Here is a 13,795-nt window from a genome sequence, read left to right as displayed (position 1 = left end):
ATGGCATATATTGAAGGTAATACGGGGAAATGGGAATATGTAATAGGGCTTGAAATCCATGCTCAAATTTCCTCAAAATCTAAGCTTTTTTCAGGAAGTAGTACTATTTTTGCAGCAAATCCAAATTCGCAGGTTTCCTATGTTGATGCAGCAATGCCCGGGATGTTACCGGTATTAAATAAGCATTGTGTACACCAAGCAATTAAAACAGGGCTTGGGCTTAAAGCTAAAATAAATAAATATTCGGTATTTGATCGTAAAAATTATTTTTATGCCGATCTGCCGCAAGGTTACCAAATTTCGCAATTTTACTATCCTATAGTACAAAACGGCACTATGGAAATACCGACTAGTACCGGCGATCTTAAAACTATTCGTATTAATCGTTTGCATTTAGAGCAAGATGCGGGTAAATCTATGCATGATCAATCACCACATTACAGCTTTATCGATTTGAATCGTGCCGGTATTGGGCTTATGGAAATTGTGACCGAACCTGATATATCATCACCGGAGGAAGCAGCTGAATTTGTAAAAAAGCTAAGAAACTTGTTACGTTATATTGGTAGCTGTGACGGTGATATGGAAAAAGGCTCGATGCGTTGCGATGCTAATGTTTCAGTAAGACGTAGCGGTGAACCACTCGGCACAAGATGCGAAATTAAAAATATTAATTCAATTCGTAACATCATTAAAGCAATAGAATTTGAAGCTAAAAGACAAGTAGACTTGCTTGAAAGCGGTGAAGAAATAATTCAAGAAACACGCCTATTTAATGCCGATAGCGGCGAAACAAGAACTATGCGTTTAAAAGAAGAAGCACTTGATTATAGATATTTTCCTGATCCCGATTTATTACCGCTTGTTATTTCTGATGAGTTAATAAATGAGCTAAAAGCAAATTTACCTGAGCTACCTGATCAAAAGATTGAAAAATATACGAAGGAATTTAGCTTAAGTAAATATGATGCCGAAGTAATAGTAGCCGATGAATCGGTTGCTGGGTATTTTGAGAAAGCAGCAAATGAATGTAACCCTAAAATGCTTACTAATTGGCTCACTAGTGAATTGTTCGGCCAATTAAATAAAGCATCGATAGGAATAAATGAATGCAAAATTACCCCTAGTAACTTTGCAAAACTGGTAAAATTAATAGAAAATGATACTATTTCCGGTAAAATTGCAAAAACCGTTTTTGAAATTATGTTTGAAACCGGTAAAGCACCTGATAAAATAGTAGAAGAAAAAGGACTTGTACAAGTTTCGGATAATAACGTGCTAAACACGGTAATTGACGAGGTAATGGCTGAAAATCCTGAATCAGTAGAAGGTTATAGAAGTGGTAAGGATAAATTATTCGGTTTCTTTGTAGGGCAGGTAATGAAAAAAACCGGCGGTAAGGCTAATCCGACGCTTGTGAATCAGCTTTTAAAGGGGAAATTGAGTTCTTGATGCTGTTTTCCTTTGAAGGTATTGCCCGCGTGGATAGATTCTCCTGTCATTGCGAGCAGCCATATACTTTGTTGCATGACTCGGTTTCATCGTCATTGCGAGCAGCCGTAGGCTGCGTGACAATCTCACCACATATCCTGAGATTGCTTCGTCAATTACTACGTAATTTTCCTCGCAATGACGATTTGATATCCGTACAACAAGGGCAATGCCTAGTAGGATGACACAGAACATACTCAAACTTAAAACATTATTTTTATGAAATTTCTGAAAATATTTTTACTATCTTGCTTACTAGTTTCTTGTGAAAAAAAAGAAACGGAAAAAACTTTAATAGTCGGTACTGCCGCAGATAATCCTCCTTATGAATTTATCCAAGACGGAGAGATCGTTGGAATTGATATTGATATTATCAAAGCAATAAGCGAACGTCTAAATAAAAAAGTTATCATAAAAAACTTCGACTTCAACGGTTTACTTGCAGCTTTGGTTAGTGAAAATATTGATGTTGCGGTGGCGGAGCTTTCCGTGACACCGGAGCGTGCCGAATATATCAGCTTTTCTGATAATTATGCTACTGCAAGATTTGCCATAATATATAGAACAGGCGATAATATACAAAATAGCAAAGATCTAGAAAATAAAATAGTAGGGGTACAGCTCGGTAGTGTTTTAGAAAAAAAAGCACAAGATCTATCACAGACGATAAATATTAAAGTTCATTCTTTAGCAAATCATTTAATGTTGGTTGAAGAATTAAAAGCCAGAGTCATAGATGCTATTATTTCTGAGGAATTTCAAGGCAAAAAATTAAAAGAAAATAATTCAAATTTAGAAAGCAGTACTTTAGAAGAATTTTCATCCGATTTTGCTATAGGCATGTCTAAAAACTCAGGACTAATTAATGAAATTAATGAGGCAATCGATTCATTAAAAAAAGACGGAACCATTAACAAAATTATGAAAAAATGGCTGGGACAGTAACAGAAAGTCAATTTAAAGATGCTATGAGCCGATTCCCTCAGGGAGTGACTATTATAACAACAAATTGCAATAACGAACTTTTTGGCTTTACTGCTAGTTCTCTTACTTCCGTATCTTTAAAACCGCCGTTAATATTATTTTGCCTTAATAAAAACTCTTTTAGTATAAACAGTTTTCAAAAAAGTGATAAGTTTGCAATTAGTATTTTAGCAGAGAATCAAATTGATATCTCAAAACATTTTGCTAAATTACAATCTAATAAATTTACAAAAATTGATTATGAGCTTGGCAATAAAACTGATTGCCCTTTAATAAACGGTGCAACTTATCATATAGAGTGTAATAAATATGCTTCTTACGATGCCGGTGATCATGTTATATTTATCGGTGAAGTAATAAATACCGCTATTAAAAATGATTTAAAGCCTCTATTATATTTTCATAAATCTTATACAAAGATTTAATTTTGGTTATTTTTTGCTGCAAATTATAAGATTTTTTGAAATATAAGTAACTATTCCAGCAAAAATCTTATTAATTTTCGCTAAAAAATACCTCAAAATAGCCAATCAATTAGAAATATTCACAGAACCTAGTTTAATTTGAAAAATTGGCGTCGTCTAATAAGATCTGCGGTTCGAACTATATTAAGTATACACTACGATCCCAGGACTTTAGACTCCTTGCTCTTATCCAAATTAAACTTCGTCTACTTACTGTTCATTTATTAGGAGTATACATTGCCAATATGTTAAATATCGGTCTTAGTGGTTCTACCGGTAAAATGGGAGAAACCATTCTAGAGAGAATAGATAAATTTAAAGATTGCAAAATTTCAGCAAAATTTAATAGTACTAATAATTTAGATGATTTAGATAATTTTTGTAAAAATTCTGATGTGATCATCGATTTTTCTACCCCTGAAATATTAGAAAAATTAATTAATTATGCATTAAAACATAATACAAAATTAGTAATCGGAACCACAGGTCTGCAACCTCAACATTTTAAGCTTTTAGAAAAAGCAGCTCAAACTTTACCTGTTTTATATTCTGCAAATATGAGTATAGGAGCTAATTTGCTTAGCTATCTAGCTAAAGAAGTAATAAAAATACTAGATGATTACGATGTTGAAATTCTAGAAACGCATCACCGTAATAAAAAAGATTCACCCTCAGGAACTGCTGTTATGCTTGCTGAAACAATTGCAAGCAAAAAAGGATTAAATATAACATTTAATCGTGGTAATAGACTAAGAAGCGAAAAAGAAATAGGTATTTCCTCGCTTCGTGGTGGAAATGTTCACGGTATGCATGAAATATCTTTCCTAGGTGACGATGAAATAATCACCTTAAAACACGAAGCTCTGAATAAAAATTCTTTTTCTATTGGTGCAATTAAAGCCGCTATTTGGCTACAAGATAAACCTTCTGCTTTATATTCAATGCAAGATATTTATAAAATATAATTAATATAGCTTGAAAAAATACCTTTAAGAGGCTATATTTTATTATGTAAATAACATAATCCCAAGGTTACTTATGATCGATTATACAAAAACTTTAACTGCCGCCTCAAAAAATAAAACTTTTGATGATGGCTTAAGAAAATACATGCTTAAGGTATATAATTATATGGCTTTAGCACTTTTACTAACCGGTGTAGCAGCCGTAACGACTATATCAGTTGAGCCTATTTATAATTTAATGTTTCAAACAGGTTTCGGTACTATTATAATGTTTGCTCCGCTCGGTATTGCTTTATATTTCTTTATGGGCTTCGGACGAATGAACCTGCAAACGGCACAAATATTATTTTGGGTTTATGCCGGTTTAACCGGTATGTCGCTTGCATATTTAGCTCTTATTTATACCGGTGCATCAATAGCTCGTACTTTCTTTATTTGCTCTTCCGTTTTTGGAGCAATGAGTTTATACGGTTATAGTACAAGTAGAGATTTAACATCTATGGGTTCATTTTTTGCAATGGGTCTTATAGGTCTTATCATTGCTTCATTAGTCAACTTGTTTTTAAAAAGCTCGGCTCTTTCTTTTGCTACTTCTCTTATTGGAATAGTAATATTTATGGGATTAATTGCTTGGGATACTCAAAAGATTAAGTCTATGTATTACATGGCAGGAAACGATGAAGTAGGACAAAAGCTTTCTATTATGGCAGCCTTTACTTTATATTTAGATTTTATAAATCTTTTCCTATATTTAATGAGATTTTTAGGCAATAGAAGAGATTAATTGGTATCATTCTTGCAAAGTCATGATTTTATTTCTCATTGCTTCGGTTTTTTCATTGTTATATCGCGATCAAATCTATAGTACTGAATAATTTTTAAAAAGACCTCGATGTCATATCCCCGCAAAGGCGGGGGCCTTGTTGCACGGCTTGGAAAACTTATTCAATATCATTCCCACGTGGCATTGTTGCGTGGATACCGAATCATCATTGCAAGCGGTCGCAGCGAACTCGACAATCCAGAAAAAATAATAAAAAATTCTGTAAATCAGAATGTTTACTGGATTGCTTCGTCAATTGCTGCGCGGTTTCCTCACAATGATGAGGATTTTGACCCACGCAACAACACTTTTTCACTATTAGTTAATATTAATCAGGTTATTTTTATGTCTAAAGAGAAAACCCAACAGGAGTTATTATTACAAGAGCAACTTTTTAAAGCTCTGAAAACTAACGATACAGAATTGAATGCCAAAATATCTAGAGCTTGCGAAGGCATTGCCGAATCTGTTATTGACCTTTCTAATGACCAATCTCCTACTGCTGAAAGCCTATATATTAGCTACATGGCCCTAGCCGATTTAAACACTAAGGATTTAGCTAAAGTTACAACAATAATAAAAAACTCGTTTCCAGGAGATAAAAACAAGGAATTAAGGGAAATAATCGATGCACCTCTTTTACAGCATTTAGTTATGGCAGAGGCAATAGAACGACAGGTTGGATTAGATGATAGCCGATATAACGCAGATTACAGAAAACGTGAAGGAATAAGAAATCCTAATGACCCTAAAAAAGCAATTGATGCTATGCTACGTGATAAGAGGGTGGCACAGCAAGCTGAGTTTGAGGGGAAAGGAAAAAAGGCAGCAGGAGTCTCGGCCGGTTATGTTGCTAAAGATAACGCCGGTAATACTTTTATTTTAAAACATTTTTATAAAACTCATGCTGCATGCCAAAAAATACAAGATAATAAGGCACAAAAACAGGCTATTGCTGACCGAAGAGACGGAGTACAAGAATTAATAGGCTCTACCATGTATCAATTTTTATTACATGATCGCGCACCAAAAGAAGGGCTGGTAACAGCGGATGAAAAACACCCTGATTCACTTTATGTACGTTCTAAATTTTTTGATAATGCTGTAACACTAACAGAATTTTCCGGTTTATCAGGTCAAACTAGAGTCAGAGCTAATGATCAAAATTTAAAAAAGTTGGAAGGATTTGAAAAAGCCATAGCTGCTTGTCATATGCTGGGGGAAGTAGATTATCATGCTGGTAATTTAATGGTGCAGGATGGTAAAACAATAACCAAAATTGATCATGGTCGCTCTTTTTTAGCATTTCATAAGAATTTTGGCAGTATGATTCAATCGACAGCTAAAATGTTTGCACATCCTGGTGTTGGCTACAGTGCTGCTATTAAAGCAGGTAATTTCTCATTTAGTATCAATAAATATAGCGAGTCGTTAAATCAAATGATAAGTCAATTTGATGAGAAACAGATGGAAGCAATAGTTGATCAAAAAATTGATGAATTAAAAAAAGCTGGGTTTGATCCAAAAAATATTGCGTTATCCACTAATATTAAAAATTTTGATGATTTGAGAAAACACTATAAAGGCAGTATAAAAGAAAATCTTGTTAATATGCAAGAAGTGGCCAAAGGAGCTGAGATAGTAACAAAATTCAGTAATGTTTTACCTGAATTTAACAATGGTGGTTGGTTAGAGGCTTTCGCTAATTCACCTGTAAAAGACCCGGTACTCTATGCAATAGATAATAACATTACAATTGAAGATAAAGATGCTAAAGAGTGGGCGTATGAAAATAATTACCAAATTAAAATTTCTATAGGCTTGAAAAAAGACATAATCAAGGAACAACAATGGAACAAAACTTTGGATGGAAAATGGAAAGAAAAAGAAGTTGAGGTTAAGACAGATAAAGTAGAAGTACAAATTTCTGATCCTGCAAAATCAATGCGTATACAAGACGAATCTACAGGCGAAAAATTGGCATCACTAATTGTTGATTTTACAAAGCAGGCAACAACTCAAAACGTAACCGATAAAGCAGTAGCAAAATTCTACGACAATATAATGAAAGCGCTAAAAAAAGAAAATTATCTTACTGAGCAAGATATTGAGGGTATAAAGAAAAATTTAAAATATCAGGATAATATCGAAAACACGACCAACTTATTAAATGCTAAATCTTTCAAGTTAAATTCTAAAGATACTATATATTACAAGGTAGGAAATTTTTGTGAAAAGAGAGGTTTACCTAGTATCTCAAATTATTTTATAAAACAAATTGCTCCTGAGAATTTAAATAAAATTCATAATACAGAAAAACTTATAGCGGAAAGTATAAAAATTGGTAATGTACTACAACAGAATAAGCAAGCAGGACTCCAAACAAAAAGAGTAGAAACGGTAAAAGGAATCGCATTCTCTAAATTACAAGCTAGGAAGGAAATACATCAACAAAGGTAAGCATTGTTGAGTGTATGCCTTAAACGTCATTGCGAGCAGTCACAGAGTCGTTGTTGCATGGTTCTAATGTCATTTCTCTAGCTAAACTAGAAAAAAATTTAAAAAAGACTAGATCCTGCGATCAAGTCGCAGGATGAGATTAATAGTTACTGGCTTTCCACTTTTAGCTAGAAATGACATACTATAGGCCAAGTTGCGGTATGACATAATGACATACAACAACTATAAATTCTTATTCTTTTTCTGCATTTTTTCTAGCAGACGGTGAGAGCATCATGCTTAGCTCTTTTAGAGCTTTATCCTCTACATAGCTTGGGGCGTTCATTAGTAAATCTTCAGCCTGCTGGTTTAAAGGAAACGCAATTATTTCCCTTATATTTGTTGCTTCCGCAAGCAGCATAACGATTCGGTCAATACCGGGGGCTATTCCACCATGTGGTGGAGCTCCAAACTTAAATGCTCTAATCATCCCTCCAAATCTCTTATCAACTTCCTCTTCACTATAACCTGCTATGGAAAATGCTTTATACATAATTTCCGGCTTATGGTTTCTAATAGCACCGCTGGAAAGTTCAATACCGTTACAAACAATATCATATTGGTATGCGGTAAGTTCTAATAACTCTTCAGTGGTTTTAGCTTGCTCTAAAGCATCTATTCCACCCTGCGGCATAGAAAACGGATTATGGCTAAAATCAATTTTTCCTGTTTCTTCATTTAACTCATAGAATGGAAAATCGGTAATCCAGCAGAATTTAAAACAATCTTTTTCAAGTAAATCAAGCTCTTCACCAAGTCTTATTCTAACCTTACCGGCAAGTTTAGCAGCTTTCTCTTTCTTATCGCTAGCGAAAAATACAGCATCACCGTCACTAATACTAGCTGTAGCTTTTAGACTCTCTAATTGCTGCGGGCTTAAGAATTTTACTACCGGTCCTTTTGCTTCACCGGTTTCACTAAACTGAATATAGCCAAGTCCACCTGCTCCTTCTGATATCGCAAACTCTATCATTTTATCGAAGAAACTACGAGGCAGTGCAGCTGCCTTAGGTGCAGGAATTGCACGAACTATGCTACCTTTTTTAATATTCTCTCTAAAGATTGTAAAATCGGAATCTCTAAATATCTCAGTTACATCAGCAATTATAATAGGGTTACGCAAATCAGGCTTATCAGAGCCGTATTTTAGCATAGATTCATTATATGGAATACAAATGAAAGGAGTCTCTGATACTTTCTTATCCGTGAATTTAGTGAATAAATCATACATCACAGGCTCAATAGTACTAAATACGTCTTCCTGTGTAACAAAGGACATTTCTACATCTAGCTGATAAAACTCGCCGGGTGATCTATCGGCTCTTGCATCTTCATCCCGAAAACAAGGAGCAATTTGGAAATAACGATCAAAGCCTGATACCATCAATAACTGCTTGAATTGCTGAGGTGCTTGCGGTAATGCATAGAACTTACCCGGATGCATTCTACTCGGTACTAAAAAATCCCTAGCCCCCTCAGGTGAGCTTGCTGTTAAAATCGGAGTTTGAAATTCGGTAAAACCGCTTGCCGTCATCAAATGACGAATATGAGAAATAATTTGTGAGCGGAGTATTATATTATTATGTAATTTCTCACGTCTAAGATCTAAAAAGCGATGTTTAAGCCTAGACTCTTCGGGAGCGTCTTTTTCGATATTAATAACAAAAGGTAGAGTGTCCGCAGCTGATTCAACACTAAATTCCACAGCTAGCACTTCAATATGACCTGTCGGAAGCGTATTATTAATCGCGTCCTCTGATCTTGCTACAACTGTACCCCTTACCGTAATTACCGACTCATAACGCAAACGACTTGCATCCTCCATAAGCTGCGGGTTTTGATCGGTAAACACGATTTGAGTTATACCGTAATGATCACGTAAATCTATAAAAACTAGATTCCCGTGATCTCTTCTTCTATGTACCCAACCGGATAGCTTAACTTCTTTTTCTACATCGGATATTTGTAATTCGTTACAATTATGACTTCTGTATTTATGCATTTTTATTTTTTTATTATACGATTTTCCCTATATTATATACATAAAATCGCAAATTTTCGCAAATAAAAACTAAAAATTTATCTTGCCAAAGTTTTATCTTGATATTGCAGCAGCTTTTGGCTTTGATGGGTGTTGCTGATAATTTTGTTGTTGAGGTTTTACTTGATTTAACTCACCTTTAATCCATTCATATATTGCTTTCTTAGGATTTTTAATTATCTCTGCAACATTTTCGACTAGATTTATTATTCCTTTAACTAACGATAATACATCTTTTGCTATTTCACCTATAGAATTATTACCTGCTTGTAGTTTTTCTTGGTCTTGCTTAGACAAATTACTACGTATCCTATTCATTCTTGATTTAAGCTCATCTTGTTTTAGCTCTTCTTTTGTAAAATGTGACTTAAGTTTTCTATCAACAATTTTTTGTTCTTCCGGAGTTAAATTTTTATATTGATCAACAAGCTTATTAACTTTTTCTTGTTCTTCCGGTAGTTTTGAAATATTTTCAGCAATATTTGGCATTTGTTTCTCTTATAAAGTTAAAACATATTAATTTTGCGCATTATATATATATTTTAACTTTGTACAAGAAAAACTTTAATAGAAATTAACCTTTGAACGCAGCCTTAATACCTAGAAAGTCTAAAAAATTTCGTAATTCTTGACGTGCAAGCACGTGTGAGCTATTAAATGCTCTATCATATTTTGCAGTTTTTAGATCAAGTAATGTTAGACCTTGTAAAAATAACTCCCTATATATTACACGTTCACTAAATCCTTCTGCGAGTTTAAAGTTAATTCTTTTAGCAAGTTTAGCTAACACATTTCCTACGCGTCTTTTATTTAATGCATCAAGATTACTTAAACGATTACGAAGTATTACCCAATCTATACTAATTCTATCACGACTAGCACGTTCCATTTTCTGCTCCCAAATCATTTGACTATATATTGATGGGCTAATAATTTCATCCTTGCTATCAACTTTTGCTATTACGTCTAAATCTAGAAAGCTATCATTAATCGGTGTAATAATTGTATTGGCGTAAGAATGAGCAACCCTTGATAAAGGAGTATAACTGCCTGGGGTATCAATCACTACATAATCGACATCCTGATTATTTTTGAGTATCTGCTCAAAACTCTTTGCTTGCTCTTCTACTTCGCTTTCCGATATATGAAAATGTTTCGGTACTAATACAGATTTATCAGGATTTTGTTTATTATGTAAATCTCGATTTTTTAAATAATTCGTTAACGAACTTTGACGTGAATCGGTATCTATACTTACTACCGAATAATTTTGATAAAGCAGAGCGATTATTAGATGCATAGAACAGGTAGTTTTACCTGCTCCGCCTTTCTCATTACCTATAACAAATATATAAGGTTTATTCATTGTGTTCATAATTATATTCAGAATAAACGAATAATAAATAGACGAAGTTTAATGTCATTCTTAGCTCAGTATTGCCCATGTGGATAGTTTTTTCCGTCATTGCGAGCAGCCTTAGGCTGCTCGCAATGACAACTCGGTATCCATACGGGCAATGCAACGCAAGAATAGCATTTAAGTATATTCTTTGATAAATTTCTCTAGTAATCTCACGCCGTATCCTACTGCCCCCTTAGGACCGAGTGCTGAAGCTTTATTACTATTTGCAACGCCTGCTATATCTAAATGAGCCCAATCTACTCCATCTTTAATGAAACGTTTAATGAAATGTGCAGCTATGCAGCTTCCAGCAGCTCCCGGTACGTTCCCGATATTTGCCATATCGGCTATGTCGGAGTTAATCATTGCATCATACTCATCGTGCAGTGGCATTCTCCAAAGTTTTTCATTAACTTCTTCCCCTACTTTTATTAACTTATCAGCTAACTCATCATTATTGGAAAAACAACCAGCATATGTATTACCAAGTGCTACGGTTATTGCTCCTGTTAGAGTTGCAACGTCAATCACGCATTTAGGCTTAAATTTTTCTTGTGCATACCAAACAGCATCAGCAAGTACTAAACGCCCTTCTGCATCGGTATTTAAAACTTCGGCAGTTTGCCCTGACATGGTAGTTACTACATCCCCTGGACGCTGTGCATTACCGGACGGCATATTTTCGACAAGCCCTACAACACCGACTATATTTATAGGTAATTTTTGACCGGCAATCGCAATGATGGTACCCACAACTGCTGCAGAACCTCCCATATCATATCTCATTAAGTGCATATTACTTGACGGTTTTAATGAAATACCACCTGTATCAAAAATCACTCCTTTACCGACCAAAGCAATAGTCGGAGCATCTTTACTACCGCCTTTATATTCCATCACCACTAACTTTGACTCGTTTTGTGAACCTTGCCCCACACCAAGTAATGCTCCCATACCAAGGTTTTTCATCTCACGTTCACCGATAACATCAACATCTACTCCTAGCGGTTCAAGTATATCAACTATTCTTTCGGCATAAACTTGAGGGGTTTTAATATTTGACGGTTCATTACTTATATCTCTTGTAAAAAATACTGCTTCAGCAATTAATTTTTTGATTTCAAATAATTTTGCCGCTTCAGTGCTATTATCGGTAAAAATTTCAATTGACTCTACTGCGAACTTCTCTGCTTCTTTTAAGGTAGTTCTATATTTATCAAATCTGTAAGAAGCAAGAAACGCACCGCTAGCAACTAAAGATGCAAATGTTTGAGATGTAAACCTGCTAATTCTATTTGTAAGTTTTAAGCCGATAGTAGAAATTTTACAATCGGTTGCATACTGTAAGATTTTGCCGCCTAACTCTTCAATTTTTGCTTCAGTTAATTTTTCTTCATTCCCAAGACCTGTTATTATCAAATATCTAACCTCGCCTGATTTAATAACGGACGGAATAACCTTAATCTGTCCATATTTACCGGTAAATTGCAGTTTATTCTGAATAGTTTTAGAAATTAATCCATGATGTTGTTGATCAAGTCCTATTAAATTACTATCAAGCTTTAACTGTTCATCAATAAACACTACTAGACCTTGATTAGTAGATGAGTCTTCATTCACAAAGTTTATGTTAAGCATACTTACTCCTTATATTATTTTTGATTTTGGATCATTCTATTTATCTTGATAAAACTTTGCAAGTATTATATGATTTAAAACAAAATCTCATTAAATAGTATTTGACAAATGTTAACATCTTTTATATCTTGCTGACGGATTTAGTTAAATTTTAAGTAAAAGTAATAATATGCCAGTACATGACATCACCTCTCATTTAATTAATCAGAAGTATAAAATGATTAAAGCATCATGTGAGTTAAACCAAGGTATGGCTGAGATTTATAGTCTCACGCCTCATCCGGTGCGATATACTTGCCTTAACTATTTAAAGTTATTATCTCTACCTATATCGCTAGCATTTTATGTAACAAAGCTTTGTTTTACGACTAATCCGGGATGGACATGGATCGGGGTTAATATTTTGTATAAGAAGATTGGTCAAGCAACAGCCAAAAAAATATTACACGGCTTACCTGACGAAGTAGAACCAGATCAAAATATACCTAAAGTTGTCGAGTATATATTTAGAAAATATGAAGAAAATCCTACACTAATCCCTCTTATTGAACCTACATTTATACAAAAATTTTTAGCAAAGGCCGGTAAATATATTCCTGCTTTGCCTAAAATAGTAAGGTTTTGGAACGAAGGGGGAATTAGCTATTCTGATGAAATACAAACAAAACGAGCATTAATTAACGTTATTTATAAACAAATTATTGCTAAAGCTTATGAAGTAGGTAAAAAAGGAGGAAAACTTGAAATAACGGATGTGATAGCACTTTTCCCAGAGATAAATTTTGAAAAAAAAGTCAATGCTGAATCAGAAAACCTTGAAACAGATAAGGTAGAAGTAAGCAATGAAGAGTCTTTAATTTCTGAATTGCCTGTTAGACACCTTTCTAAACCAGCTTATAGAGAGGAATTTAAAAGAGATACGGAACGCAGCACCGCAGCGTATATAGACATACGTGAGGATGCGAGTACCGGATCGACGTCTAAATTACCTCTAGAAGCGAAGTTTGGAAAGATGTCTATTGATCAAAAACACGAAGAAGCTACGATTACTACTAATGCAAATAATGATATTAACCCATTAGTAAGCTTACTCATGTTAAAAGCTTTACATGATGCAATTTGTCAAGAGGTACTGAAAAATTATGTTAAACATCGTTTAGCAAAAATTCAGATATCTAAAAATCAAGAAACATTTGAAAACTTCCAATATGAAGATTCTTTAGCAAAGTTACAATTATACGGTAATTATAATTATGATGACAATAATACGTGTATCTTTGAACAACCAGTATCTTATTTAGGTCAAACCTACGAGCATTTAACAGCACCGATTGCTTGTTATTAAAGCGTCATTTCGCAAGCGGGAAATAAAAAAAAGCCTATAAAAACCAAGTTTTTTTAGGCTTTTTTTGTCAATAATGCGTAGTAAGGTTATTTTTCTGGACTCCCGCTTCTAGCTAGGAAGGCATTGTTGCGTGGATACCACCT

General features: G+C 34.2%; 11 protein-coding genes. 7 read left to right on the top strand and 4 right to left on the bottom strand.

Going from position 1 to position 13,795, the window contains the following annotated elements:
• The 6 genes from gatB (at position 1) to MCI_RS04975 (ending at position 7,187) form a co-directional block, all read left to right on the top strand.
• Positions 1-1,452 carry an Asp-tRNA(Asn)/Glu-tRNA(Gln) amidotransferase subunit GatB gene (gatB, locus tag MCI_RS05000; protein WP_014409923.1) on the top strand — a complete coding sequence of 484 codons (1,452 nt, stop codon included), beginning with the start codon at positions 1-3 and terminating at the stop codon, positions 1,450-1,452.
• Between the two features lie 258 nt (positions 1,453-1,710).
• Complete coding sequence (locus MCI_RS04995; protein WP_014409922.1) at positions 1,711-2,436, top strand: ABC transporter substrate-binding protein; 726 nt, start codon at positions 1,711-1,713, stop codon at positions 2,434-2,436.
• Entirely contained in the window at positions 2,421-2,900 is a 480-nt protein-coding gene (locus MCI_RS04990; RefSeq protein ID WP_014409921.1) for a flavin reductase family protein, read from the top strand. The genes MCI_RS04995 and MCI_RS04990 overlap by 16 nt, the downstream gene beginning before the upstream one ends.
• A 284-nt stretch (positions 2,901-3,184) precedes the next feature.
• A complete protein-coding gene (gene dapB / locus MCI_RS04985) occupies positions 3,185-3,904 on the top strand; it encodes a 4-hydroxy-tetrahydrodipicolinate reductase (protein ID WP_014409920.1) in 720 nt (239 codons plus the stop codon).
• A gap of 73 nt (positions 3,905-3,977) precedes the next feature.
• Entirely contained in the window at positions 3,978-4,688 is a 711-nt protein-coding gene (locus MCI_RS04980) for a Bax inhibitor-1/YccA family protein (RefSeq protein ID WP_014409919.1), read from the top strand.
• A 384-nt stretch (positions 4,689-5,072) separates the two neighbouring features.
• Positions 5,073-7,187, top strand: coding sequence for a hypothetical protein (locus MCI_RS04975; RefSeq protein WP_014409918.1), 2,115 nt, complete (start codon positions 5,073-5,075; stop codon positions 7,185-7,187).
• Between the two features lie 232 nt (positions 7,188-7,419).
• On the opposite strand, the gene aspS is transcribed toward MCI_RS04975, so the two are convergent.
• The 4 genes from aspS to MCI_RS04955 form a co-directional block, all read right to left on the bottom strand.
• Entirely contained in the window at positions 7,420-9,228 is a 1,809-nt protein-coding gene (gene aspS / locus MCI_RS04970) for an aspartate--tRNA ligase (protein WP_014409917.1), read from the bottom strand.
• 93 nt (positions 9,229-9,321) lie between these two features.
• The gene (locus MCI_RS04965) at positions 9,322-9,756 is read right to left on the bottom strand and encodes a hypothetical protein (protein ID WP_014409916.1); all 435 of its coding nucleotides are present in this window, start codon (positions 9,754-9,756) and stop codon (positions 9,322-9,324) included.
• An 85-nt stretch (positions 9,757-9,841) separates the two neighbouring features.
• Positions 9,842-10,642, bottom strand: a complete 801-nt coding sequence (locus MCI_RS04960) for a division plane positioning ATPase MipZ (protein WP_014409915.1) — start codon at positions 10,640-10,642, stop codon at positions 9,842-9,844.
• A 162-nt stretch (positions 10,643-10,804) separates the two neighbouring features.
• Entirely contained in the window at positions 10,805-12,307 is a 1,503-nt protein-coding gene (locus tag MCI_RS04955) for a leucyl aminopeptidase (protein ID WP_014409914.1), read from the bottom strand.
• A gap of 169 nt (positions 12,308-12,476) precedes the next feature.
• Here MCI_RS04955 and MCI_RS04950 point away from each other — a divergent pair, with 169 nt between their 5' ends.
• Positions 12,477-13,652, top strand: a complete 1,176-nt coding sequence (locus MCI_RS04950) for a palindromic element RPE1 domain-containing protein (protein ID WP_014409913.1) — start codon at positions 12,477-12,479, stop codon at positions 13,650-13,652.
• Positions 13,653-13,795 lie beyond the last annotated feature (143 nt).

The organism is Rickettsia montanensis str. OSU 85-930 (assembly GCF_000284175.1).
GTDB classification, from domain to species: Bacteria; Pseudomonadota; Alphaproteobacteria; order Rickettsiales; family Rickettsiaceae; genus Rickettsia; species Rickettsia rickettsii.
The sequence above is the reverse complement of the archived record's forward strand: the minus strand, read 5'-3'. Positions and strand labels throughout refer to the sequence as shown.

Bases quoted from the DNA above. Each gene is read 5' to 3' on its own strand.
- gatB (WP_014409923.1), top strand. From the start codon at position 1: ATGGCATATATTGAAGGTAATACGGGGAAATGGGAATATGTAATAGGG.
- MCI_RS04955 (WP_014409914.1), bottom strand. From the start codon at position 12,307: ATGCTTAACATAAACTTTGTGAATGAAGACTCATCTACTAATCAAGGT.
- MCI_RS04960 (WP_014409915.1), bottom strand. From the start codon at position 10,642: ATGAACACAATGAATAAACCTTATATATTTGTTATAGGTAATGAGAAA.
- MCI_RS04980 (WP_014409919.1), top strand. From the start codon at position 3,978: ATGATCGATTATACAAAAACTTTAACTGCCGCCTCAAAAAATAAAACT.
- MCI_RS04975 (WP_014409918.1), top strand. From the start codon at position 5,073: ATGTCTAAAGAGAAAACCCAACAGGAGTTATTATTACAAGAGCAACTT.
- MCI_RS04990 (WP_014409921.1), top strand. From the start codon at position 2,421: ATGGCTGGGACAGTAACAGAAAGTCAATTTAAAGATGCTATGAGCCGA.
- aspS (WP_014409917.1), bottom strand. From the start codon at position 9,228: ATGCATAAATACAGAAGTCATAATTGTAACGAATTACAAATATCCGAT.
- MCI_RS04950 (WP_014409913.1), top strand. From the start codon at position 12,477: ATGCCAGTACATGACATCACCTCTCATTTAATTAATCAGAAGTATAAA.
- MCI_RS04995 (WP_014409922.1), top strand. From the start codon at position 1,711: ATGAAATTTCTGAAAATATTTTTACTATCTTGCTTACTAGTTTCTTGT.
- dapB (WP_014409920.1), top strand. From the start codon at position 3,185: ATGTTAAATATCGGTCTTAGTGGTTCTACCGGTAAAATGGGAGAAACC.
- MCI_RS04965 (WP_014409916.1), bottom strand. From the start codon at position 9,756: ATGCCAAATATTGCTGAAAATATTTCAAAACTACCGGAAGAACAAGAA.